Source organism: Sinorhizobium sp. 6-70 (genome assembly GCF_030124375.1).
Taxonomy (GTDB): Bacteria; Pseudomonadota; Alphaproteobacteria; order Rhizobiales; family Rhizobiaceae; genus Sinorhizobium.
The window spans coordinates 645,471-669,460 of record NZ_JASKLS010000002.1 but is presented as its reverse complement, the minus strand read 5'-3'; the positions used below and the strand labels follow the sequence as shown (position 1 = coordinate 669,460).

The following is a 23,990-nucleotide window of genomic DNA, read 5'->3' as shown; positions in this document are numbered from 1 at the left end:
CCCTCCAGGGCATCTGGCTTGCCCCGGGGCATTCGTTGGCCGCGAATGCAGGCGAGGCCGCAAGCAACGAGAAAAGGGCTATAGCCCAGTAAAACCTACATGCTTTCACGTTGACCCCCTCTGTGCTGCCCGCCGAGGGTCCGGCCCGTCGCCTACGCCATTCCATACCATGCACTACCAACGGACCGCACCAAACGTTCTCGCAGCACTGCAAGTATACGCGGTCGCACCATGCGGCCGCGCCTAGAATAAACTCAAGTTGTTGAATGACATCGGTTAGGAGAGTAGCTTGAACTGAAGAAATGCGCAAGTTGAGTTGCAGCTCCGTTTCAACTGGGTGGACCCGGCGATGAACGACGTCACCACATGGCTGGCCGAGATCGGGTTGCGGCATTTGGCGGACAAATTCGTCGACGCGCAGATCGATTTCGACACGCTTGCGCTGCTATCCGACCAGGATCTGCGCGAACTAGGCATCCCCTTGGGCCCGCGCCGCAAGCTGCTCGCTGCGATCGCTGCGCTCGGCAGGTCGGTGCCGCCCCATGGCAGTGATCGGACTCCAGTCGAACGCCGCCAGCTAACGATCCTGATTGGCGACATGGTCGGTTCGACCGAGTATGCCTCCAGGCTCGACCCCGAGGACGTTAGCCAGCTCACGCAGACATTCCTCTCGCGATGCAGCGCGCTTGCAAGATCGCACGGGGGCTTCGTCGCCAACTATGTCGGCGACGCGCTGCAGGTCCTGTTCGGCTTTCCAGCGGCCGAGGAGAACGACGCCGAGCGGGCGATGCAATTGGCGTTCGACATCGTGGCAGCGGTGCCACAGATAGAGACGCCGGACAGTTCGCGTCTCGGGGTGAGGATTGGGGTCGCGAGCGGCCTAGTCGTCGTCGGCGACATCGAGGGCGCGCCTGCCGGGATTTCGACGGTGGCGTTTGGCCATGTCCCAAATCTCGCCCAACGACTTCAGGCCATAGCCGAACCGAATAGCATCTACGTCGACGAGAACACGTTCCAGGCGACGTCGGGCGTCTTCGATTACGCCGATGTCGGCGGGAAGACGCTGAAGGGTTTCAGCAGTCTCGTCCACATCCGGCGCGCCCTCAAGCCGACCGCAAGGGGATACCGCTTTGCGGGTGAACTCCGATCGACACCGCTGGTGGGTAGGAAAAGCGAGCTGCAGGCAGTCGAGGCCCTCTGGCACGCCGTGCGAGCCGACCGCCATGGGCGCGTCGCGTTGATAAGTGGCGAGCCGGGAATAGGGAAGTCGCGGCTGCTCTTCGAGCTTGGGAGGCGCTTTCCCGGAGCGAAGACACTCATTGCGCAGTGCGCCTCCGCCTTCACCAACAGCGCACTCTATCCGTTCCTGAGGCTGCTCAGGCAGGAGGCTGGCATTACCGAGGACGCGCCGTTGCCGTCGGAAAGGCTGCGGGCCGCTCTGTCGGCGAGCACCGTCCCCTTGTCGGTCTCGTATCCGATCTTCACACGGCTTCTGGCGGTCGAACCGGACTACGAGCCGTCCAGGCTGGCATCGTCACAGCAGGAGGTCGCGATCAGCCAAGTGTTTTCGGACTGGCTCCGGCAATTGGCGAGCGCCGGACCCCTGATGCTCTTCGTGGAGGACGAGCAATGGATCGACCCGTCCTCCGGCAAGCTCCTCCAGACGCTCGCGCATGACGTCGCGCAGTTTCCGGTGCTCCTCCTCGTGACCTCGCGCGAGAGGCAGACCAAGGCTGCGTTCGACAACGCCGTCGCGGTGCATCTTGCCCTCGAGCGGTTCTCCCGCGAGGAGGCTGGCGAGTTCGTCCAGAACGTCGTCGATGAGGGCCATCTGCCTCCCGGCGTCGTCTCGACGCTTCTTAGCAAGGCCGAAGGCGTTCCTCTCTATCTTGAGGAACTCGCCCGATCGGCCCTCATGCTTGCTCCCTGTACGTCGGGTCGGTCCGGGGCGAAGGCCGAGAGCGACGTTGATGTCCCCGTCTCCCTTCAGTCCGCGCTCATGGCCCGTCTCGACAAGCTCGGTGCCGTCAAGACGGTCGCGCAGACCGCCGCTGTGATCGGCCGGGAATTCGACTTGATGACGCTCGCCCATGTCGTGGGTCTCTCGAGCGAGGTTCTGCGGCCGCAGATAGAACGTCTTGTCGCCGTCGGGCTCGTCGCGCCGCAGCCCTTCAGCAACTGGCCCCGCTACTCCTTCGCTCACAGTCTGCTACAGGAGGCCGCCCGCGGGGCGCTGCTTCGGGGGAGGCGGCGGGAGCTTCATGGTCTCGTCGCCAAGGCGATCGAGGTCGTCCAGCCGAGGACGGTCGTGGAGCATCCCGAGATCCTCGCCCAGCACTACGACGAGGCGACGCAGTTCGAGCGCGCCGCCGACTACTGGCTCAGGGCCGGCAGGAAGCTGGGGGCGACGTGGGCGAAGGTCGAGGCTGCGAACATGTTCGCGAAAGGGATCGAATGTGTCCGCAGAATGCCGCCGTCGACGATGCGCGACAGCAGAGAGCTGACCCTTGAACTCGAAAGGGGCGACGTCCTCTACGCGGCATACGGCTACATGACCGGGGACGGCAGCGACGCGTACCGGAACGTCATGCGGCTCAGTGAGGCGACCGGAGATCCGGAGGCAGCGATCCGGGCCCTGGACGGCCTGTTCGGAACTTCGTTCAACTCGGCCCGGTTCTCGGACGCGGAATGGGCGAGCAACCGGCTCAAGGAGATTGGCAGCAGGGATGGTAATGTGAAGGCCCTCGTGCTCGGACTGCAGTTCGGAGGCATGTGCGCCTTCGCGCGCGGCAGGTTTCCGGAGGCGCGAGAGGTGCTGCTGGAGGCCCTCGAGCACCGCGAGCATGCTGATGAGGTCGGAAGCGACTTTCCAAGCATGTCGATGCTCTATCTCTCGTGGACGCTGCAAATACTTGGGGAGGCCGACGCGGCCATTGAGTTGTTCCACGCGGCTGAAATGGAGACCCGCGAACAAACGGACTACCGCCTCGCTGCGTGCCTGGGTAACGGCTGCATACTGATGTCTCTTCGCCAGGATGTAGCGACGCTTCAGAGGCTGGTGGACGAGCTCGTGCCGCTCGCGACACGCAATGGGTTCCAGCTTTGGCTCAACTTCGCGTCGTTCTTTTCGGGGTGGGCCAAGGCGGCAAGTCTCCAAGACGCCTCCGGCCTCGCGCAAATGAAGCACATATGCGACAACATGGGAGAGCAGGAGGTCGATAAGACATACTATCTTGGCGTGCTCGCCGATAGCTACCTTCGAATGGGACGGACTGACGAGGCGACGGCGGTCCTCGACCAGGGGCTGAAGCTCGCGGGCCGTACCGGTGAGCATTACTACACGGCCGAGTTGCTTCGTCTGCGCGGAGAACTACTAAGGCAGACGGACCGGCTCGCCGATGCTAAAGCATCGTTTCAGGAGGCCATCTTTTTCGCACGCGATCAGGGGGCAAAGGCATGGGAGGCGAGAGCTAAGCAGTCACTTGATCTGCTTTCATGGGATCCGCCCCAGGGATAAAGGATGTACGACCTTGGTACGGCGGTGGTTATACCGTCGCCGAGCACTCAACTTGAAGCAATCTCGGGTTCTGCGACGACCAAACGGTCAATCCGAGCGGTTCGCTGACGGATCGGTCGATGCCTGTGCCGTCCGAGCGATGGGAGGAGCGTTGCGGGCCGACCTGTTGGGCAACAACGCCCTCGACTCCACGCCAGCGCTTGCGACTTGTAATCGGCCGTAAGGGCGACGGTCTGAGTTGTGGCCGCCGTCGGTGCAGCTACTACGCGCTGAAGCGCATCCGCTTCACGATCGGCAGGCCTTCGCTGGTCACGCCGACGATGATGTGGGTGGCGCGCGGCGGAAGCTTGCCGTCGGGAGTGGGCGGCACCGCTTCTCCCCGCTCGACGAGTCCCCTGACGAACGCCTTTGATGGCTCGTCATCGGGGACGACGACGTCAGGGTCCGGCGGGATTTCCTTCTGCGTCACTGCCGTCGTCTCCTTTCTAGAGCAATTCCAGGAAAAGTGTGTAACGGTTTTCCGTCCGGAATTGCGTAGTTTCAAAGAGTTAGATCATTTCGCCGTTTCAATGAAACAATGAATTGATCTAGTGGCTGACGCCGCGCGCGCAGAGGCCGCAGTCGAAAAGTCGGCGCTCAAGGCGCGCGCCCCCGTCGACCTTGACGAGTGCGTGGGTCTTGCTCTTGTGGTTGCGCACCAGCCGGCGTTCCGGGTCAACGACCGCGCCGTAGTCGATCTGGCCACGCATGAAGAGGTCGTCGACGAAGGCCATGGCCGCCGCAGTTCCGCTCGGGGGGGTGATTGGCTCGGCATTGAAGCCGGCGGAGGTGACGATAAAATCGCGCGGCTCGGCCGCGGCCTCCACGAAGAGCACGCCGTCGATGCCATACTGGGACGCCGGCAGCCCGACCATCGGAAGCGGCTCTCGCTCGGGCGTAGCCGATTTCGCCGCCGCGGTGAGCGACTTGACCTTCGCCATCATTGGGAGCGAGGACGCGGATTGCAGGGAAAGGATGCTTCTCCCCACGAACACGCCCTTGGCGATCGACGAATAAGTAGGGTCAGCCTGGGCCGCGATCACCATGTTAGCAGCGACATGGGCGTAGCAGTTGGTGACGATTGGTGACGACCACTTCACACCTTGAACGAGAAACCCGGCGAGGTCGTTTGCGACGGCAAGCAGTTCCGCCTCGGTCGGTGTCCCCGGGTTGGCCGCCTTCGCGGCGAGCGAGGCTCCGAGGATTTCGTAGAAGGCGCCAGTGAAAATACGCGAGAAGGAGTGCGGCTCCGAAGAGAGTTGCGACATGGGGGCCATGTTCGGGAGCGTCGTCGGATCCTGGTAATTGAAACAGTTGGCCGCATTGCGCAGGCAGTCCGCCTCGGCCAGGTCGGGATCCTGGGCGCGAAGAGCGCTTCCGAGCTGCTCCGCGAGTCTCGATAGACGCGACTTGGTGTAAAGGTTCCCGCCTGTGACGGTGAGGATCGTGGTCCGCAGCGACGGAATCTGGATCGCCGACATCAAGGCACTGATGTCGCCAAAAGACTCGTGAAAGGCCGCGGCCTCTTGGCTGGCGGCGCCCCACAGCCCCGGCTTGAAAGCGTCAAGCACAGCGTGCCCCATCTCGTGACAGCTTACGTCGGGGCTCTCGCAGGTGAATACCGTTCCTGTCACACCCGGACCGTGATAGAAGTTCAACGCGGCTCGGTCGTAGTTTGCGCCGAGTTCGAATCCGTTGTCGAGCACGACGTTGAGGCTTGGCCCTCCGTACCATTGCGTCAGCGGTACCCGCTGCGCCCAATAGTCGGCGCAGCGCCTCAACGCGGCCGCGGTGGCCCAGTAACGGAACTCAGACGTCCCTTGTGCGTAGATGGCAGGCGGCGGCCCCCCCGCTGGGAACGAGAACGCAAGGGGAAGCTTGGATAGATCTGGTGTCGGCACCGTCAGACCCACGGCCGTTGCGGGATCGTCCTCCCACGAGCCCACCGTCCCAGTGGATGGGGGGGAAGGTGCATTCGTCTTTGGGGTCTTGGTCTTCGCGGTCTTGGTCTTCGCGGTAGCGCTTGCCAGCTTCGTCGGAGCTCTTTTGGACTTCCCGGGCGTTTCAGTCATGCGGATGCCCTTTCCAAACGTTGCAGTTGATTTGAACGATAACTATTTCGGCGCAGAAGATTCGGTATGAGCGCCTTCCTGCGCGTTCACGGCGGCGCGCGCCAACGCATCTTGGGCCTGGAAGGTCAGACACTCCCTCGCTGGTCCATTGCGGACTGGCGCTAGCCCAGCGGTCTCATTTGGGCGACACCTTGATCGAATCGACCTCAAGCACGTCTTTGCTGGGCATATAGTTCCGATAGTGACCCATCTTGAATTTGGTTTTCATCGTCGTGCCCGCGGCTGGCACATATCCGATCTTACCGGATATTCGTACAATGAAGCGGCCGTCCTGATGGACCTCGATGAAGTCGCCCTTTTCTCTTCCGGCTTTGATGAGGTAACGGATTTCCGTCCACCCGGGTGATGGTGACTTCAACCACGGATCCGCACCATAGTGCGCGACGAGCGTGCTGGTGCACGCCTGATCCTCGTCCTTCTTCGGATAGGTCAGCTTGCATTTCGACAGAGCCCCTTCCTCCCATTTGAAAGTTTGGTTGGGGGCCTCGGCAGAAGCTATCAAACATCTGCAGTTTTCGTCTTGAACAGTGAGATAGAGAACCCCGCCATCGTAGCGCTGTGCGAGAAACGGGCTGGGGCTCCATCCTTTCCCATATGAGGGGAGCGGTTCCTGCTTCCATTGAGCCGTAATCCAGCGCGTCCTGGTGCTGGTGTTGGGTTTCGAAATTCGGAACGTGATCGCATATTCATGCGTCGCCGCACTGTCGTGCTGCAGGTCCTCGGCAATCCGCACTTCTTGGCGTTGAATGACCGGGGTGCCGAGTTTGAGGACGGTGTGATCCGACAGTCCCTCTATGAAGGAGGGTCCCAAGTCCTCCGGGAAATCGTCGTCGCTTTTGACGGTTGTCGCAACTGCGGATTTGGCGCTCTCGGCGGGTTCACATTCGTTTTCCTCGCACGTGTTGTCGCCGATCGACGGATCAACAGTGATCTGGGCGTGCTTGTCGCCGGCTTCTTGCGGATCTGAATCGAACGTGACGGGCCGATCTTCAGCGATCTGGCAGGAGCACCATTTGCTATCGAGCTTGCCAGCGCTGAAGTCTTCAGAAAAATCGGTTGCATATGAAGCCGAGATGGTGGTGGCAAGTACCCCGGATACGACGATCAACCGCATCGTTGCCCCCATGACGCGCAAGCTGAATTCATTCATGAGCATGCGTTAAAATATGCAACTTGTCGAGGCGGAAATGCTCTACGTGCAACTACGGTTGCCGCTACTTCCGCGCTGCCACACGCTAGCCGGGGGCTGTCTCATTCTGCAGGATCGCATAAGATATCAACGGGAATAGCGGAGAACGGCCGGGATAGCAGATTCAAGCCGCGTGGTTCTATCGCCACTCTGGAAGATCGTTGTTGCGAAGCACGGCGTCGCAAATGAAAGCTCAGGTCCAGGAAGCCGGCGTCGCGGTTCAGTGTCCTATTTCAGGAAATCGGCGCGATGCGGCGTAAAGCTGTCAATGAGCCGGCCTGCCTCCAGCGCCACGACGCCATGAACCACGCCCGACGGTGCGATGAAGCTGTCGCCCGCGGAAAGAACCTCGCTGTGTCCGCTGACCGTGACTTCGAACTTGCCTTCCGCCACATAGCTCGCCTGAATGTGCGGGTGAGAGTGTGGTGCGCCGATGCCGCCCTTTTCGAAGGCAAATTCGACCATCATCAGCTCGTCGGTGTGCAGGATCACCCGCCGGCGGTTGCCCTGTCCGAGATCGGTCCATTCACCTTCATGACGTCGGGCGAAAAGTTTCGTATCCATCATCGTCTCCTCATCTCGCGAGCCAGCCGCCATCCACCGGAATAATGGCGCCATGCATGTAGTCCGAGGCCGGGGCGAGCAGGAATACCGTCGCATCTCCGATGTCATCCGGCGTGCCCCAGCGACCGGCCGGAATGCGCTCCAGAATGGCGGCACTGCGCTTTGCGTCTGCACGGAGCGCCTCGGTATTGTTCGTGATGATATAACCAGGTGCCACCGCATTCACGTTGATGCCCCTGGCAGCCCATTCGCAGGCGAGGATCCTCGTGATGCCGAGCGCGCCGTGTTTGGACGCCGTATAGGACGCAACGCGTATGCCGCCCTGGAAGGAAAGCAAGGAAGCGATATTGACGATCTTGCCCCGTCTTCGCTCGGCAAGCAGGCGGCGGCCGTAGGCCTGGCTCAGGAAGAACGACGACCTGAGATTGACGTCGATCACGTCGTCCCAGTCGGCTTCGGTGAAATCCACCGCGTCGGCGCGGCGGATTATCCCGGCATTGTTGACGAGGCCATCCACCGGACCATGTTCATTCCACAGTTGATCGATGAGCGAGCGGGTTGCTTCACGATCCGAAAGATCGGCGTAGGCCGAAATGAAAGCCCCGCCAGCGTCTGCGACCCTTTCCCCGGTCTCGTTCATGGCTGAGCGACCGACGCCGATCACGGTGCCACCGGCGCGGGCGATCGCCACCGCAATTCCCTGCCCGATTCCCGTATTGGCACCGGTGACGACGATGCGGCGTCCGACAAGGCTGAAGGCAGACGGCACGCTCATCTGAGTGCCTCCATTGGCACCATGTCCACATCCGTGTAGTCGACATTGTCGCCGGCCATGGCCCATATGAACGCGTAGCTCGACGTTCCGCAGCCGGAGTGGATCGACCAGGGCGGTGAAAGCACCGCTTCTTCCTTCGCCATCACGATATGGCGGGTTTCTGCCGGTTCACCCATGAGATGCAGGACGCGTGCGCCTTCAGCGAGGTCGAAATAAAGATAGGCCTCCATGCGCCGGTCGTGCACGTGGCAGGGCATGGTGTTCCAGACCGAACCCGCAGCAAGCTGCGTCATCCCGACGACGAGTTGGCAGGTTTTCACCCCTTCGGGGTGAATGAACTGGAAGATCGAGCGCTCGTTCGAGGTGGCGGCACTGCCGAGATCGAGCCGCTTGGCATCGCCGATGCGGATATGCTGCCTCGGCAGCGCCTGGTGAGCAGGTGCACTGAGCAGGTAGAACTTGGCAGGGGCGCCGGGGTCTTCGGACGAGAAGGTGACCTCTTCGCCCAAGCCCACGTAGACCATATCGCGTGGCTCGAGGCGGAAGCTTTCCTCGCCGACATCGACGCGGCCTGGGCCGCCGATATTGACGGCGATGAGCTCGCGCCGGTCAAGAAAGCGCGGCGTGCCGGTCGGGCGGATGGTCTCGAGCGCCAAGGACCCATTTACCGGCATTGCGCCGCCGACGATCATACGGTCGTAATGGCTGTAGGTGAGGGCGATGCGCCCCGGCCGGAACAGCCCCGATATGTGAAAGTTCGCGCGCAGCGTTTCGGTATCCATGCGTGCGGCGGCCGCCGGGTCAACTGCGTGACGGATGGCGTATTCGATATGGTTTGCGGTCATCGCTCACTGCCCTTGTAGTGATGAAAAGGAGATCAAACCTTGCGCCCGGTCGTGCCCCATTCTGCCTGCTGGCCGCTCAGCCGAGCGCGATATCGCTGCTGGCTGGCGGTCAGATGGGCGCGCATGGCGGCGCGGGCAGCTTCGGGGTCGCTGGCGGAAATCGCCTTCAGGATCGCCAGATGCTCGCGCTGCAGGCTTTCCTGATATTCTCGCGTCAGCACGCTGTCGGTGCCCCAGGGCGAGGCGACGTCGCATGGGATCGCTCGCATGCCAAGGGCATCGAGAACCTCCACGTAGTAGGGATTGTTGGTAGCGACCGCGATTGCTCGGTGGAAGGCGAAATCACTCTTGCCGGTCGGCTCGCCGCGCTCGAGCATTCGGTCGAACTCGAAGAAAGCCTCCTGGATCTGCGCCTCCTGGGCAGCGTTCCGCCGGAGCGCAGCAAGCCCTGCGCTTTCGATCTCGAGCCCCATCCGCACTTCGAGCACGTTTAGCGCGTGGGAGATCTTGTTGCCGGCATCGAGGCCGATCGAGCCGAAGGCGAGGGTCGGATGTTCCTTGACGAAGACGCCGGCACCCTGCCGCGCCTCGACGAGGCCGTCGGCGGCAAGCGTTGCTATCGCCTCGCGTATTACGGTGCGGCTGACGCCGAAGACCTCCCGCATCCGGCTCTCCGTCGGCAGCTTCTCGCCCGGCGGGATTTCGCCTTTCAGCACCTGCTGGCGGATCGCGCTCGCGACGCGCTCGGAAAGCTTCGGTTTGCGTTCCATCTTGAATTCGGCCAGTGAGCCCATGATGCGATTACCCTTTGAACACGCTCGGCAGCCAGAGCGAAAGGGCCGGAACATAGGTGACGAGCCCAAGCACAATCAACCCCGCCAGATAGAAGGGCCAGATGCTGCGCATGGCCTCCCAGACGGAGATCTTCCCGACCGCGCAAGCCACGAACTGCACAGCGCCGACGGGTGGCGTGTTGAGCCCTATGCCGAAGTTCAGGATCATGATCACCCCGAAATGGACCGGATCGACGCCATAGGCCAAGGCCACCGGCAGGAAGATCGGTGTGCAGATGATGATCGTCGGTCCCATGTCCATGAAGGTGCCGAGGAACAGCATCAGGATGTTGATCAGGAGGAGCACGATGATCGGATTGTCCGAGACCGTGTTCATCCAGTCGATCAGCGAGGCAGGCACTCTTAGAAATGCCATCAACCATGAGAAGGCAGCCGCCATGCCGATGATGAGCAGGACCATGGCAGTCGTGCGCACGGCGCCGAAGGTGGCGTGGACGAAATCCCGCCAGGTCATTTGCCGGTAGACGAAGACGGTTACCGCGAACGCATAGAGGACGGCGATGCAGGAGCTCTCGGTCGCCGTGAATACGCCCGAACGGACACCGCCGAAGATGATCGCAATGAGCATGAGCCCGGGAATCGACACCACGAGGTAGCGGCCAATCCGGGCGAAGCCGGGAAAGACCTCGGTCGGATAGCCGCGCCGGCGCGCCACGAAATACGCGGTCACCATCAGCGCGGCCGCATAGAGGAGGCCGGGAATGACGCCGGCGGTGAAGAGGTCCGCGATCGAAATCTTCCCGCCCGCCGAGATCGAATAAATGATCATGTTGTGCGAAGGGGGGAGCAACAGGGCGATCAGTGCCGCCATGGAGGTGACGTTGACGGCATAGTCGGCGCCGTAGCCACGCTCTTTCATCTGCGGGATCATGAGCCCGCCCACCGCCGCGGCTTCTGCGACCGCGGAACCGGAAATGCCGCCGAACAACGTCGCGGTGACGATGTTCACCTGACCCAGGCCGCCGCGGATATGTCCGACCAGCGACGCAGCGAAGGCGACGATCTTCTGGGCGATGCCGCCGCGCACCATCAGGTCGCCGGCATAGATGAAGAAGGGAATGGCGAGCAGCGAGAACACGCTCATGCCGGAATTCAGCCGCTGAAAGATTACCAGCGGCGGCAGCCCCATGTAGAGCACGGTCGCGAAGGACGCGACGCCAAGGCAGAAGGCGATCGGGGTGCCGATCAGCATCAGAGCCGTGAACACGCCGAAGAGAATCAGGATATCCATCGCTTCAGGCCTTTACTTCCGCAGTGTCGAATTCGGCGGCAACCTCCGCCGGTGGCATTTCGTCGAGAAGGTCGTCGATCGGTTCGCCGGCGAGCCGCAGAACAATGCGCTCCAGGGCAAACAGGCTGATGAGAACACCGCCCGCAACCAGCGGCACGTAGTTCCAGCCGCCGGAGATGTGCAGCGACGGCAGAACGGTGTCCCAGGTGAGGCGGACGAGCTGAACCCCGTACCAGATCATGCCGGCGCCGAAGGCGAGCGCGACGAGATCCGAAATCATGCGCAGCCACTTCTTGCCGCTTTTGGGCACCACATAGAGAAGCACGTCGAAGCCGAGATGGTAATTCTCGCGCACGCCAACCGCAGCGCCCAGGAAAATAAACCAGCTCATTAGCATGACCGCGCCGGGCTCGGTCCAGCTCGGCGAATCGTTCAGGATGTAGCGGCAGAACACCTGCCACGCGACGATGGCCGTCATCACGACGAGGCCGGTGCCCGCGAGCCACAGCGAAAGCGTGCTGAGCCAGGACAGCGCGCGGCCTGTTTTCACCAATGTGGTAGACACGGTCATTCCCTCAAAAGGGACGGGCCGGCTCTGCAGCGCGGCGCTGTAGGCCTGCCCGTCGGTCTCCTCACTGAACCGCCTGCACGTCCTCGACCATCTTCTTTAGAACCGGATCGGTGACGTGCTTTTCGTAAACCGGCTTCATCGCATCGATGAAACCCTGCTTGTCGGGGGTGGTGATCTTGGCGCCTGCCGCCTCGATCTTCGCGCGCGACTCGCTGACCTTGGCAGCCCAGAGCTCCCGCTGCTTGGCGACACTATCCTTGGCGGCCTGTCTGAAGATCTCCTGGTCTTCCGGGGTCAGCTTGTCGAAGGCGGCCTTGTTCATCACGAACACCTCCGGAAGAATGGTGTGCTCGTCGAGCGAGAAGTTCTTGGCTACCTCGAAATGCTTGGCAGTGTCATAGCTCGGAAAGTTGTTCTCGGCGCCGTCGATGACGCCTGTTTCGATCGCGGAATAGACTTCGCCGTAAGGCATTGGAGTGGCGTTCGCGCCGAGCGCCGCGACCATGTCCACGAAGATGTCGGACTGGATGACACGGAACTTGAGCCCCTTCATGTCGGCGACCGACGCGATCGGCTTCTGCTTATTATAGAAGGAGCGCGAGCCGGCGTCGTAATAGGCGAGCACGACCAAACCGGCGCCTTCAAAGGCCGTTTTGATCTGGTCCCCGATCGGCCCGTCCATGACCTTGTGCATATGTTCTTCCGAACGGAAGAGGTAGGGGAGGGCCGGAACGATCGATTCCTTCACCGTCCCGTTGAAGGGCGCCATCGAAACGCGGTTCAACTCGATGACGCCAGAGCGCACTTGCTCGATTGTGTCCTTTTCCTCCCCGAGCTGCGCGGAATGGTAGACCTCGACCGCGTAGCGACCACCCGTGCGCTCCTTGACCAGTCCACCGAAAAATTCGACCGCCTCGACCGTCGGATAGCCGTCTGGATGCGTGTCGGACGAGCGCAGCACCGTCTGAGCGCTGGCTGCATTGGCAATGAATGAAGCGGCAGCCAACAGACTCGCCGCCAGCTTGACTAAGGTTTTCATGCTCTCCTCCCTTTTCGCATGAACGATTGATGTCTCAGGGCCGGTACGCCCCCGTTGCGAGGCCATAGGCAAATGTGCGACCGCGTACGCCTGTCCTCTCGCAGGCGGCATTCCGCGACGAAGCGTCCCGAGAAATGCACAGCCTGCTCTGCGCGCAATGTCGTGACACGACGGTGACCTCGCCTTGCATGTAAGCAGCGCGTGCTTCTCCTCGGAAACAGAAAATCCAGGTTGGTGGGCCCTTCATTTCGGCACGCTCCTCCCATCAGGCCTTTTATCGCTAGAGCTTGTCAGATATATTGTCAACAGACAAAATTGATCAGGTTGTATGATGAATTTTTTGTGCTATGCGGTCTCGTCGGTGTAGGCAGGACTCGGAGGATGACGGCTTGGAGGAAATCATGTGTATGCTCCGGATCTTTGGCTGAGGGGAGACCGAGATGGCAAAGCTGCGCATTGGTGTAATCGGTCTCGGCATGGCGTCGGCGCCGCATGCTCGAGGCCTGCTCGACCTCAAGGACAGGGTCGAGGTCGCTGCCGCTTTCAGCCCTACGGCGGCAAGACGGAAAGCTTTTGCGGAGACGTACGGTTTTGCAATTCGTGACGAGGCCGAAACGATATTCGCTGACCCGTCGATAGCCGCCGTCATGATCCTAACGCCGCCCAATACACATCTCGAATTGGTGCGGGAGGCAGCTAGAGCGGGCAAGCATGTGCTTCTCGAAAAGCCGCTCGAAATCACACAGGCGCGAGCAGAGGCGCTGGTCGAGGCGGCGGAGCGCGCCGGCATCAAGCTCGGCATCGTGTTCCAGCATCGCTTCCGCCCTGTCAGCGAGGCGCTTGCGAAACTGATCGATGAGGGCCGCCTCGGCGAGATCGTCAGTGCTTCGGCCCGCCTCCACAACTGGCGGCCGCAAAGCTATTACGACCAGCCGGGACGCGGCACGTTGGCTCGCGATGGCGGCGGCGTACTCCTCACCCAGGCGATCCACACACTTGACCTTCTGGTCTCGCTCGCCGGCCTTCCGGAGGAGGTCAGAGCCTATGCAGCAACCAGCAAGGTGCACCGCATGGAGACCGAAGACCTGGCAATGGCGGCCATCCGTTTTGGAAGCGGAGCGATAGGGACCGTGAGTGCTACCACCTGCGCCTATCCCGGTTATCCGGATGAGATCGACATCATCGCTACGCACGGTATGGCCCGTCTCGGCGGGCGAAGCCTTGCCGCCTTCTTCCACGATGGGACGGAATTACTAATCGAAGACGAAATGGCCGGTGGTGCCGGCGCCGATCCCATGGCCTTCTCGCACCACCATCATCGCGCGGTGCTCGCCGATTTCCTCGATGCCGTCGATGCTGGACGAGAGCCACGTGTGAACGGGCGCGAGGCGCTGAAGGTTCACCGCCTGATCAACGCAATTCTCGCCGCCGCCGTAAGCGGCCAGCCGCAACGTCTCTGAAACAGCTCCCGCGGGCAAGCGCTTCGTGGCGCGGCATAAATGTATCGAGTGGCACCGGATCCTCGCCTCTATGAGCACCATGACGGTAGATGTGATCGGCGACGGTTCCGGCAGAGCACAATTCGCCAAGGTGGTCGCGAGTTGCCCGCTTCGGGCATCGATCGGTCTGAGGAAGGGCCGCGATCTTGGGCGTTAAGCTCCGGCGGGAAAGGTTGCCAGTGAGAGCAACCGATGTTGCGGCTCATTTGCCCTTCAGGACGGCCGCCGCGCTTCCAATCGCTAACGCGACGTGACCCCCGTCTTTATGGGGGTGACAAATCAGAGGTTGCAATAACATTATTTGGGAAGGGTGACGGGGCTGACAGGCACGCGATGCCTGTCGCGGAAAATTGGCAGTTGCAGAACGGTATAGCCGTAACTGCGCACAATCGTCAGAGAGGAACCTCACGATGCCGCATCCAAGCCAGACTAGCGACGAATGGTGGGTCAACGATCAGACCCCGGACAACCCTTATGGCAAGAGCGAGGATTATGAGTCCTTTCTCGACTACCTTGGGGCATTGCCCCGTAGCCTGACGCCAGAGATCGCTGCGGGAACGCTGAGGATCAACGTTTACGAGCTCAACGACCACCCCGACTACAAGGCCGCCGCGATCGGCGCCTTACAGATGTGGGCGTCTGTCACCCCTCTGAAATTCGAGATCGTCGACAACGCGCCGTTCGACAGCACAACTGACTGGATGGAGGTTGTCAGCCCCGAACTCGGCGAGCAGGACGATGGCAGCGCCTATTCGAGCAATCGTTATGTCAGCATCGGTCAGCGTTTCCACGACACGGAACCCAATAAGACGGATATCGGCGGGTATGTCTTCGATTCCTTCATCCATGAATTCGGCCATGAATTTGGCCTGAACCATCCCGGGCTCTACAACTACAGCGGTCCCGGCGGCGTGCAGATCAACTATCTCAACAATGCGACCTGGACTTATGACCGCCAGCAATACAGCGTCATGTCCTATTTCGATGGGATCGATGTCGGCGAAACCAGCCGCTGGTCTGCGTCGACGCCGCTTATGGCCGACATCGAGGCCGTCATTCGCCGCTTTTTCTCAACCGTCGACGCGAATGGAGTGCGCACCTATCAGCACATCGACCTCAACACCGGGGACAATGTCTACGGCTTCGGAAGCACGCAGTATGGCTACCAGTTGACCTCCTCGGGCATGCAGCATGACATCGGCTTTGTGATCCATGACACCGGCGGGACCGATACGATCGACTTCTCCGGCTCGACGGCCGGTACGATCCTTGACTTGCGCGCCGGACAGTTCTCCAGCGTCAACGGTCATAGCAACAATGTGTCGATCTTTGCCGGACATAACGCGGATGGGACCGACTATTACGTCGAGAACGGCATCGGCAGCAGGTATGACGATATCCTGATCGGCAATGACGGCGCCAACACCCTGGACGGCCGCGGCGGCGGAGACCGCATGGCTGGTAACGGCGGCGACGATATTTATTTCGTCGATTCATTGGAGGACATCGTTCGTGAGGAGGCCAACGGCGGGAACGACACGGTCATCCTCCTTTCCAGAAACCTGAAAATCAGGAAAATCGCCAACGTCGAAAACATCATCTACGCCGACGAGCCGACGATGCAGCCTGGCGGCGGCGAGACACCGCCCAGCGTTGGCGACAACACGATGACCAGTATCATCTTCGGCAGCGACGGAAATGATACGCTTGACGGCGGCGCCGGCGACGACACGATCTTCGGCCAGGGAGGTGACGATCTGATCATCGGCGGCCGCGACTCGCTCGCCAGCCGCGACATCAACAACACGATCGATGTCGAAGACCTGGAAGACCAGACCGAAAGCGATGACGGTAACGACACGCTCTACGGCGGCGGCGGCAACGACACGATTCTTGGCGGCCAGGGCAACGATATTCTCGACGGCGGCTCCGGCGACGATACGCTGAGCGGCCAGGACGGAGTGGATATATTCAGGGGCGGCGCGGGCGTCGACACAGTCGATTTCAGCAAGGAGAGCCCTTTCCAACTGCTCGTCAACCTCGCCACGAATGTCGCCAGCGGCGGCACCGCCTCGGGGGACACGTTCTACAGCATCGAAAACCTGATTGGTTCCGATGACCGCATCGACCGCTTCATCGGCACAGCCGCTGCAAATCATTTCTGGGGCCAGGGCGGCGGGGATTATTTCAATGGCGGCGGCGGCAATGACATCCTGGATGGCGGCAACGATGGCGACATCCTCTATGGCGAAGCCGGTAACGACACGGTCATCGGTGGCGCCGGTCAAGACTATCTGGATGGGGGTTCCGGTGTTGACACGGTCGTCTACGCGGGTAGCTCCGGCGGTGTGACGATCGACCTTGCCAGCGGCACGGCCAAAGGTGGCGACGGCGATGGTCCGGTGCAAATCGTCGGCCGCGGCGCAGTGATCCGGCACGATATGCTCGTGGGCTTTGAAAATGCCGTCGGTTCGTCTTTTAATGACCATCTCATCGGCAACGCGCTCGCCAATGAGCTCTCCGGCGGGACCGGCGACGACACGCTGACCGGCGGCGGCGGGGCCGACACATTGAACGGCGGCGTCGGCAGCGACACGGCAGACTACGCTGACGCAACGCGCGGCGTCGGACTTAGTCTTGCGGGAGGCAAGTCCGGCGGAGATACATATGTCTCCATCGAAAATCTCGCAGGTTCGGGATTCAATGACCGACTGACCGGCAACGGCGCAGCCAATGTGTTGACTGGCCAAGGCGGCAACGACATGATCGACGGCGGTCGCGGCGATGACACCCTGCTCGGCGATTTCGCCTATCAGGGCGACGCGCCGCCACGTCCGGGCATGGGTACCGGCTACGCCACGCTCGGACCGGACGCGACGAACAACTCGATCACAGCCGCGTTCGACATCTCCAACAACTTTTCCCTCGCCAGTGACCCCGATATCTTCGATTCGACGACGGTCCTTCACACAACCGTCAACGCCACCGGCAACGGCCAGGGCGGATATTACAAGATCGATCTGGCAGCCGGGACGGTCATCACGATCGACATTGACGGAATTGCCGATCCGAATGTCCACGACAGTTGGGTCAGGCTGCTCGACAGCGCCGGCAACATCGTCGCCCAGAACGATGATGGCGGCGGCGACCCCGGCTCTGCAAGCAACCGGGATTCCAGCCTGGTATTCGTCGCTCAGGAGACCGGAACCTATTACATACTGGAAGGCAGCTGGTCACCGACGGCGCCGGGCGATGGCTGGGCGGAGGCCGTGCCGGCAGGCTCGACCTATGAGTTGAACGTATCGGTCGAATTCCCACCGGCGCCTGCCCAGCCGGGCGCCGCGGGATCCGACACGCTCAATGGCGGCGCAGGCAGCGATCTGCTGGATGGCGGTCTGGCGGCCGACACGCTCACCGGCGGCGAGGGAGAGGATACATTCCGCTTCTCGACAGAGCTTGGAAACGGGAATGTCGACTGGATCGAGGACTTCAAGGTCATCGATGACACGATCCTGCTGGATAACCTCATCTTTGAGAGCGTGGGTGGCGAGGGTGCTCTCGCCTTGAGCGCGTTTTACGGAAGTGCGGCGGGCGTCGCTCACGACGCAGACGACCGCATTATCTACGATACCGATAGCGGGGCCTTGTCCTATGACGCCGATGGCGGCGGAGCCGTTGCAGCCATTCAGTTTGCGCAGCTGAGCACAAATCTGAGGCTTTCGGCGGCCGACTTCATTATCATCTAACTCGACCATAGGTGGGGCGCTTTCAGACGCCCCACCTAATACTATGTTTGCAGTTGGTTTCTCTTTCGAACCGTTAGCTGAGCGGCAATGCCGCCACCGCACGAGTCAATCATGGAGAGCGTGATGAAGCGGCCGACCGACCGCCGCACAGTATTGAAGACCGTAGGAGCTGCGGCCGTCGCGGCGGTCGCCGGGCCAGTCGCTGCGCAATCGACAGATATTCGCGGCGTGGTCAGGTTCGAGGGCGGCACGGTTATACCGAAGGGTCATCTCGAGATTTATCTCGAGGACCCTGCCATTCAAAACGGCGCGCGACGTCGCGCCGCGCAAACGCGCATCAGAAGCGACGGCAACTCAAAGACAGTAGCCTTCTCCTTGTCCCCGCCCGCAAGCTCGACGGCTTCGCCAACGCTGCGGATCGTTGCGCGCTTGGAGCGTGCGGATGGCTGGCTGGTGGCGCGCGGCAGCATACAGTTCAAGGCTGGTTCGCCTGTCAACGTGACACTCAACACAGTTATGTATTAAAGGGCCAAGGCCGACGGCTGACGACAAGAACTCATCTCGAAGACGATGTTGACGGCTGATCACCTCACTCCAGCGCAGACACTGGCTATGTCTGCTTTCAGCAACCGGCCAAGCTGATCTCAACGGCAGAGATACGGCACGAAGCGGCCGTTCAGAATCTGAAGTGTGGGGCGTCGCCTTCGAGTGAATCCGCCGTTCGCCGCGCCGGTGGATTGGAGCGACTTTGAACCAACGCTGAGCTCAGGCGGACTCGCGTGAAAGCTCGACCCGCATGCGTTGGTCAGGTTCCCAACGACGGACCGTGCATCAGACGAGCTTCATTGGAGAGTACAACGCATGATCATCGTTTTGAACAGCTAGCCGGAGCCGCTATGTTGCTTTCGGATCTCATCTATCGTCCCTTCGAGACGCTCATTCGTCCGCTCGATATTCCTTACGGACCGCTCCCATCACGCGGTCCTTTCGCGCTGCTTTTGCATTTTGCGCGGATATTCCGCGGCGTGCTCGCGGCCGTGGCCATCCTCATGGTCGCCATCGAAGGCATCAATCTCGCGACGATCTGGGGCATTTCCTTTGTCGTGGACGGTGTGGCCGCCAAGGGCGCAGCCGCTTTCCTCAAGGAGAATTGGCCGACGCTGGCCGTCCTCGGTATGCTGGTTTTCCCGGTGCTGCCGCTGCTGATCTTCCTCGGCAACACACTGAACTCGCAGACGGTGGCGGTATGTATGCCGGCCGCGATGCAATGGCAGGGGCACAAGGCGGTGGAGCGCCAGGACCTCGCTTTCTTCCACGATCTCTTTGCCGGCCAGGTGGCTACGCGCATTTCCCAGGTCGCGTCCGCCGTGCAGCAGCAGATCGTCGTGGCCTTTTACCAAGTACCGCTCTTCCTGGTGCAGTTTCTTGGCTCGCTCGTTCTCCTCAGCGCGCTCTCCTGGCCGTTGGCGCTCCCGGTTTTCGTCTGGATTGCGGCCAACATCGCGCTGGCAGTGGCGGCGGTGCCGCATTTTTCCGAGCGTTCGCGCAAGACCGCTCGCGCGCGCAGCCTCGTCGTCGGCGCCATGACCGACCTCTACAGCAATATCCAGATGGTGAAGCTGTTCGCAGCGGAGGACAGCGAGGCGGGCGCGATGCGCAAGATCATGGAGAACGCCGTCGAGAGCCAGCAGCGCGAAAGGCGCATCCATTTGACGACTGATACGAGCGTCGTCCTGCTCAATACCGTCCTCATACTCGCTAATTCGCTCATAGGCTTCTGGGGACTTGTGGACGGTTTCGTCACCATCGGCCAGTTCGTCGCCTCGATCGCTATCGTGCTGCGGCTCAACGCGAACTCCCGTGCCTTCCTGCAGATGGGACAGCAGATTTTTCAGGCGGTGGGGACGATCCGCGACGCGATGCCTGTCGTCACCACACCGCCCACCATCATCGACACGCCGAACGCGAGCTCGCTCACGGTGACGACCGGCGAGGTTGAGTTCAGGAACGTGCAATTTGAATACCGGCAGGGACAGGGGGTGATCGAAAACTTGTCGCTCACCGTGCGCGCCGGTGAAAAGGTAGGGCTGGTCGGCCTGTCCGGCGCCGGCAAGTCGACCCTGGTCAGCCTTCTCCTCCGCTTCTTCGATCTGAAGGGCGGCGCGATCTGCATAGACGGGCAGGATATACGCAGCGTCACGCAGGCGAGCCTGCGTGAGAGCATCGGCGTGGTCACCCAGGACGTGTCGCTGCTGCATCGGTCTGTCGGCGACAATATCCGCTACGGCCGGCCAAGTTCCTCGTGGGAAGAGGTGGCACATGCCGCCAGGCTGGCCGAGGCAGATGGCTTCATCGCAAACCTCAAGGACAGCGAAGGCCGCACTGGCTATGACGCGTTCGTCGGCGATCGCGGCGTAAAACTGTCCGGAGGCCAACGCCAGCGCGTCGCTATCGCCCGCGTCCTACTTAAGGACGCGCCGATCCTTGTGCTCGACGAGGCGACGTCGGCGTTGGACAGCGAAGCCGAGGCCGCGGTGCAGGACAAGCTCGCCCTGCTGATGGAGGGAAAAACGGTGATCGCCATAGCACATCGCCTTTCCACCATCGCCAGCATGGACCGCATCGTCGTGCTCGATAAAGGCCGCATTGTCGAAGAGGGAAGGCCGTCGGTGCTGCTCGAACGAGATGGACTTTACGCGCGGTTATGGAAGCGTCAGACGGGTGGCTACATTGCCGATACGGCCGAGGCGACGTGAACCGCCATTGGGTAGCGGTTCAGCACGAACCTCGTGTGCGGCTCGCATCATGTATCGACTGCAACGTGGGATGTGGAGCGAGGAGCGGGCCCGCCCGCGAAAAGCAGAGCAGCTTGCGGGCAATCGTCCCCGGTTTCCGCCCTCACGGCCAAACCTCCTGCGGCTAATCTTTTAACCGGTCACGCTGCGCGCGAACTGGCGCCTGGTATGCTCATTGTATTGTTGGCGCGGGCGTGGTTCGGGCATCTCGCCCAGTTTTACGTCGAAAGGCGATGAAGCGTGGCGTGCCAAAATCGCGTGAGTGCTGTCGCGAGGAACGAGTTTCTCGACACCGTTACGACTTCGATGCCAGAGCAGCCGCCTCCTGTCGTACGAGCCGCCAGCGCTCTAACTCGAGCATGGCGTCGGGCAGGGCACGATGGGATCTGATCGCTGGCTCCGTACGCGCCGTGACCGCTGAAACGATCTCAGCAACAATCGTCTCGGCTGCGTCGTGGCCAAGCACAGCTCTTGCGGCGTCGGTAAAGGCGTCATCGGAAACACTGAGCCGAAGAGCATGCCGCGGATAACCCGCGGCTCGCAGGAGTACGCTGAGCCACTTGCCGTCCCACGACGGTGCGCTCGCATACAGCTGGTGGCCGGACAGGCTTTCCACCATTTCGGCTGCGATGACGTCGACAGACACACCTTCTGTCTCGAGCCGGCTTCTCGATATCCCGTGGACGGCTTCAGCCGCCGTGGACCAATCGTCCCAGCCGGGAGCTGGTCGGATAAGGCTCGTCCGCGCGTCGCCATTCTCGAACACCCAAGCGACCTCAACGGGAAAGCTTGCTTTGGCAAGCGACGATGCTTCGAAGTCCAGGAACACGATCATCCAAGCTACCTACTGCATGTTTCCTTAAATCGTAGGCGATTTAAGGATAAAAACATGCAGCAATTCAAAGTGCTGCAGCGTCCTTTGCGCGTCTGATAAGACGCGCGGCGCTGTAGAACCGTCTTGGCGCGTACATCGCTATTTCCTGCAACAGCGAGAACGGCGTCAAGATAGGGTACGAGTTCAACGACCGCGGCGAGGCTTCCCCGTCGCATCAAGCATCCTTTTCTCAGACCGTGCGTTCTGAATATGACAAAGGAATAGATGAAGGCAGTGACAACGTGGAGGACTGGCCGGACACGCACCATCAGGAAGACGACGGCAAGATTGGCGAGACCGTCAGCTTTCCATTTGACCGGATGACCGTCCAGCGCTTTCGCGAGACGTTTCCGCGGGCTCGATGGAGTGAGGAGCGCAAGGCCTGGTTTGTACCCGGATCCACCGCAGGGCGCAGGATCGATCGCTGGCTCGCCCGCGAGGCGTCGAGAAGAGATGTCTTTGCGGATCAGAAGGGCCGTGATGCCTACGCGTTCGAGCCCATTCTCAGCCCTTACCTAAGTATCGACAACAGTGGCTTCCGGATCCGCACGCCGTATTCGCCGACGATCGTTGAAGAGCTTCGTCAGGTGCCCTTCGCCCAGTGGCAGCCGGAACTCAAAGTCTGGCGTGTACCGTTCGCCTCCTACGACGACCTCCGGAGGCATTGGCAGGCGATCGAGGAGGCCGCGAGACGCAATGAACCCGAGGAGCGGCGCAAGCGCGCCGAGGCACGCAAGGGAACAGAGGAGGAGCGGACGGCACGACGCCGATCTGCGGAGCGAAGGCGTCGCCGCATTCCGCTGTGGGCCGACGATCTGCCGCCGATCGGGAGACCGATCTCCACGACGACATACGGGATCATCATCGTCACGGAGATCACCGGCGAAGTCGTCGATGCAGAGCTTGTCGCCGATGTCTATCCGGACGCCACGGATGGGTCCATTTGGGGAAGATGGCGTGTCCCCGGTCTTAACGAACTCGTCCGAAGCTGGCCTTCGAAAACCCGACCGGGTGCCTATGAGGTTGAACGCGGCTGGTGGCAGCCAACGATCGAGGAACTGCGTGAGGCCAGGAGGAGGGCGAGGGCGAAGGAACGCAAAACTCGAACTGCGTAACGGCCGGTGGGGTTGCAGTGTCGCGTCTCCTGCGATGTTCGCATCATCGGACTGTTCTTTGAGAGGTATTGCGCTGAACTCGACAAATGTCGAGATCACGCGATCGACTGGCGTTCGTGTGCGCCACCTCGCCGCCGGCGAAGTGGACGCGAGAGCATCAGATGGAAATGTGTTTCGCGCCGGCCGTTGCAAGCGCTTGATCATCAACAGCATAGTCGAAGTGGCGCGCAGGATATGCGGCGAGCTGGGGAAGGACCTCCCGCCAATCCCGGTGTTGCGTCGCTGCGATCAGCCAGCGCACGGCGCGCCCGACCCCTTCTGCGTAGGTTGTGGTGCTCGGAACAGAGGAAGCACACACGATCGGCTTTTCGACCGACCACGGCGTTGCGCCGAGTGCTGGAGGATAGGGCGCGTCGGGAAGCCCCAGGAGATCGGCATGCCGCCCCATCGAATCCATGATCGCGCGGGCAATTTCGGCGACCGTCGGCGCGTCGGCGTCCACGACGTTCAGCACCTGCGACTGATCGGAGCTCAGCGAGAAGCGCAGCGCCTCGGCGATCGCCTGCGTCGAAGTCGTCTGAAACCGGCTACGGCCGCCATAGGCCAGCGGGATGCGCGTGCGACCATCGAGCAGGCGCTTTACGAACCACCATTCCCTGGCGTGCTTGCTGTAAGGGCCGTGGATCGCGCAGGGTCGCAGGATAGTGACCTTGGCCCTTGCTCCATCCAGGATACGACGTTCGATCGCGGCCTTTCTCGTTGAATAGGTCTGTGGCCCGGGCTCCACGGTGCGGTGATCCTCGTGGATCGGCACCGGGAACACGGGAAAGCCGCACTGGCCTGCCTCGTCTAGCGTCCGCCCCTGCGCATCGCAGTAAACGCTGGCGCTGGAGATCACACCCAGGTGCCCGACACTATCCTGCACGTCCAGCAACTGATCAGCGTGTCGCTCGTCAAAGGCGACGCAGTCGAGTAACAAATCCGCTCCGCCCGCAAGCGCTTTGCGAAATGCATCGCGGTCCTCGCGATCTACGGCAACGTGCTGCCACGGGCCAGCGATTGGCGGCGGCGCTCGACTGACCAACCGGACCTCCCAACCGTCGCGAGCAAGACGCTCCGCCACGGCAAGGCCGATCTGACCGGTTCCTCCTATGATAGAAGCAATGGGCATCGCCATATGGTTTCACACTGCCGCATCGCCGTCC

General features: G+C 61.5%; 18 protein-coding genes and 2 pseudogenes. 8 read left to right on the top strand and 12 right to left on the bottom strand.

What is annotated here, in order from left to right; genetic code table 11:
- The first annotated feature begins 349 nt into the window (after positions 1-349).
- A complete protein-coding gene (locus QN222_RS06810; protein WP_283963507.1) occupies positions 350-3,517 on the top strand; it encodes an adenylate/guanylate cyclase domain-containing protein in 3,168 nt (1,055 codons plus the stop codon).
- A 262-nt stretch (positions 3,518-3,779) separates the two neighbouring features.
- On the opposite strand, the gene QN222_RS06805 is transcribed toward QN222_RS06810, so the two are convergent.
- The 10 genes from QN222_RS06805 to QN222_RS06760 all read right to left on the bottom strand — a co-directional run bounded on the left by QN222_RS06805 (position 3,780) and on the right by QN222_RS06760 (position 12,756).
- Positions 3,780-3,986: a hypothetical protein gene (locus QN222_RS06805; RefSeq protein WP_283963506.1), complete on the bottom strand. Its 207-nt coding sequence runs from the start codon at positions 3,984-3,986 to the stop codon at positions 3,780-3,782.
- Between the two features lie 118 nt (positions 3,987-4,104).
- Positions 4,105-5,628: a hypothetical protein gene (locus QN222_RS06800; protein ID WP_283963505.1), complete on the bottom strand. Its 1,524-nt coding sequence runs from the start codon at positions 5,626-5,628 to the stop codon at positions 4,105-4,107.
- Positions 5,629-5,803: 175 nt separating this feature from the next.
- Positions 5,804-6,802: a heparin lyase I family protein gene (locus tag QN222_RS06795; protein WP_283963504.1), complete on the bottom strand. Its 999-nt coding sequence runs from the start codon at positions 6,800-6,802 to the stop codon at positions 5,804-5,806.
- 303 nt (positions 6,803-7,105) lie between these two features.
- Positions 7,106-7,444: a cupin domain-containing protein gene (locus tag QN222_RS06790; RefSeq protein WP_283963503.1), complete on the bottom strand. Its 339-nt coding sequence runs from the start codon at positions 7,442-7,444 to the stop codon at positions 7,106-7,108.
- A 7-nt stretch (positions 7,445-7,451) separates the two neighbouring features.
- A complete protein-coding gene (kduD, locus tag QN222_RS06785) occupies positions 7,452-8,216 on the bottom strand; it encodes a 2-dehydro-3-deoxy-D-gluconate 5-dehydrogenase KduD (protein WP_283963502.1) in 765 nt (254 codons plus the stop codon).
- A complete protein-coding gene (kduI, locus tag QN222_RS06780; protein WP_283963501.1) occupies positions 8,213-9,061 on the bottom strand; it encodes a 5-dehydro-4-deoxy-D-glucuronate isomerase in 849 nt (282 codons plus the stop codon). The genes kduD and kduI overlap by 4 nt, the downstream gene beginning before the upstream one ends.
- Positions 9,062-9,093: 32 nt before the next feature.
- Positions 9,094-9,855 (bottom strand): FadR/GntR family transcriptional regulator, encoded by a 762-nt coding sequence (locus tag QN222_RS06775; RefSeq protein WP_283963500.1) that lies wholly within the window; start codon positions 9,853-9,855, stop codon positions 9,094-9,096.
- A gap of 7 nt (positions 9,856-9,862) precedes the next feature.
- Positions 9,863-11,146, bottom strand: coding sequence for a TRAP transporter large permease (locus tag QN222_RS06770; protein WP_283963499.1), 1,284 nt, complete (start codon positions 11,144-11,146; stop codon positions 9,863-9,865).
- Positions 11,147-11,150: 4 nt separating this feature from the next.
- On the bottom strand, positions 11,151-11,711 hold the full coding sequence (locus tag QN222_RS06765; RefSeq protein ID WP_283963498.1) for a TRAP transporter small permease: 561 nt from the start codon (positions 11,709-11,711) through the stop codon (positions 11,151-11,153).
- Positions 11,712-11,778: 67 nt separating this feature from the next.
- Positions 11,779-12,756: a TRAP transporter substrate-binding protein gene (locus QN222_RS06760; protein WP_283963497.1), complete on the bottom strand. Its 978-nt coding sequence runs from the start codon at positions 12,754-12,756 to the stop codon at positions 11,779-11,781.
- Positions 12,757-13,196: 440 nt separating this feature from the next.
- Between QN222_RS06760 and QN222_RS06755 the strand changes: the two genes are divergently transcribed.
- From QN222_RS06755 to QN222_RS06740, 6 genes and pseudogenes are all read left to right on the top strand, one after another.
- Complete coding sequence (locus QN222_RS06755) at positions 13,197-14,216, top strand: Gfo/Idh/MocA family oxidoreductase (RefSeq protein WP_283963496.1); 1,020 nt, start codon at positions 13,197-13,199, stop codon at positions 14,214-14,216.
- Between the two features lie 449 nt (positions 14,217-14,665).
- Positions 14,666-16,459 (top strand): annotated as a pseudogene (locus tag QN222_RS30395) (M10 family metallopeptidase C-terminal domain-containing protein); the annotation flags it as partial.
- A pseudogene (locus QN222_RS30390) lies at positions 16,410-16,511 on the top strand (hypothetical protein); the annotation flags it as partial. The pseudogenes QN222_RS30395 and QN222_RS30390, both read left to right, overlap by 50 nt.
- Positions 16,466-18,001 (top strand): pre-peptidase C-terminal domain-containing protein, encoded by a 1,536-nt coding sequence (locus QN222_RS30385; RefSeq protein ID WP_369291918.1) that lies wholly within the window; start codon positions 16,466-16,468, stop codon positions 17,999-18,001. The pseudogene QN222_RS30390 and the gene QN222_RS30385, both read left to right, overlap by 46 nt.
- Positions 18,002-18,124: 123 nt before the next feature.
- Positions 18,125-18,526 carry a twin-arginine translocation signal domain-containing protein gene (locus tag QN222_RS06745; protein WP_283963494.1) on the top strand — a complete coding sequence of 134 codons (402 nt, stop codon included), beginning with the start codon at positions 18,125-18,127 and terminating at the stop codon, positions 18,524-18,526.
- A gap of 371 nt (positions 18,527-18,897) precedes the next feature.
- Positions 18,898-20,757: an ABC transporter ATP-binding protein gene (locus QN222_RS06740; RefSeq protein WP_283963493.1), complete on the top strand. Its 1,860-nt coding sequence runs from the start codon at positions 18,898-18,900 to the stop codon at positions 20,755-20,757.
- A gap of 334 nt (positions 20,758-21,091) precedes the next feature.
- Here the strand turns inward: QN222_RS06740 and QN222_RS06735 are convergent, their stop codons facing one another.
- On the bottom strand, positions 21,092-21,631 hold the full coding sequence (locus QN222_RS06735; RefSeq protein ID WP_283963492.1) for a transcriptional regulator: 540 nt from the start codon (positions 21,629-21,631) through the stop codon (positions 21,092-21,094).
- A gap of 359 nt (positions 21,632-21,990) precedes the next feature.
- Here QN222_RS06735 and QN222_RS06730 point away from each other — a divergent pair, with 359 nt between their 5' ends.
- On the top strand, positions 21,991-22,785 hold the full coding sequence (locus tag QN222_RS06730) for a hypothetical protein (RefSeq protein ID WP_283963518.1): 795 nt from the start codon (positions 21,991-21,993) through the stop codon (positions 22,783-22,785).
- Between the two features lie 157 nt (positions 22,786-22,942).
- Here the strand turns inward: QN222_RS06730 and QN222_RS06725 are convergent, their stop codons facing one another.
- Positions 22,943-23,962 (bottom strand): NAD-dependent epimerase/dehydratase family protein, encoded by a 1,020-nt coding sequence (locus QN222_RS06725; RefSeq protein WP_284005318.1) that lies wholly within the window; start codon positions 23,960-23,962, stop codon positions 22,943-22,945.
- Positions 23,963-23,990: the final 28 nt, after the last annotated feature.

Coding starts and splice junctions, on each gene's coding strand:
- QN222_RS06810 (WP_283963507.1), top strand. CDS start 350: ATGAACGACGTCACCACATGGCTGGCCGAGATCGGGTTGCGGCATTTG.
- QN222_RS06800 (WP_283963505.1), bottom strand. CDS start 5,628: ATGACTGAAACGCCCGGGAAGTCCAAAAGAGCTCCGACGAAGCTGGCA.
- QN222_RS06795 (WP_283963504.1), bottom strand. CDS start 6,802: ATGCGGTTGATCGTCGTATCCGGGGTACTTGCCACCACCATCTCGGCT.
- QN222_RS06790 (WP_283963503.1), bottom strand. CDS start 7,444: ATGATGGATACGAAACTTTTCGCCCGACGTCATGAAGGTGAATGGACC.
- kduD (WP_283963502.1), bottom strand. CDS start 8,216: ATGAGCGTGCCGTCTGCCTTCAGCCTTGTCGGACGCCGCATCGTCGTC.
- kduI (WP_283963501.1), bottom strand. CDS start 9,061: ATGACCGCAAACCATATCGAATACGCCATCCGTCACGCAGTTGACCCG.
- QN222_RS06775 (WP_283963500.1), bottom strand. CDS start 9,855: ATGGGCTCACTGGCCGAATTCAAGATGGAACGCAAACCGAAGCTTTCC.
- QN222_RS06770 (WP_283963499.1), bottom strand. CDS start 11,146: ATGGATATCCTGATTCTCTTCGGCGTGTTCACGGCTCTGATGCTGATC.
- QN222_RS06760 (WP_283963497.1), bottom strand. CDS start 12,756: ATGAAAACCTTAGTCAAGCTGGCGGCGAGTCTGTTGGCTGCCGCTTCA.
- QN222_RS06755 (WP_283963496.1), top strand. CDS start 13,197: ATGGCAAAGCTGCGCATTGGTGTAATCGGTCTCGGCATGGCGTCGGCG.
- QN222_RS06745 (WP_283963494.1), top strand. CDS start 18,125: ATGAAGCGGCCGACCGACCGCCGCACAGTATTGAAGACCGTAGGAGCT.
- QN222_RS06740 (WP_283963493.1), top strand. CDS start 18,898: ATGTTGCTTTCGGATCTCATCTATCGTCCCTTCGAGACGCTCATTCGT.
- QN222_RS06735 (WP_283963492.1), bottom strand. CDS start 21,631: ATGATCGTGTTCCTGGACTTCGAAGCATCGTCGCTTGCCAAAGCAAGC.
- QN222_RS06730 (WP_283963518.1), top strand. CDS start 21,991: ATGACCGTCCAGCGCTTTCGCGAGACGTTTCCGCGGGCTCGATGGAGT.
- QN222_RS06725 (WP_284005318.1), bottom strand. CDS start 23,962: ATGGCGATGCCCATTGCTTCTATCATAGGAGGAACCGGTCAGATCGGC.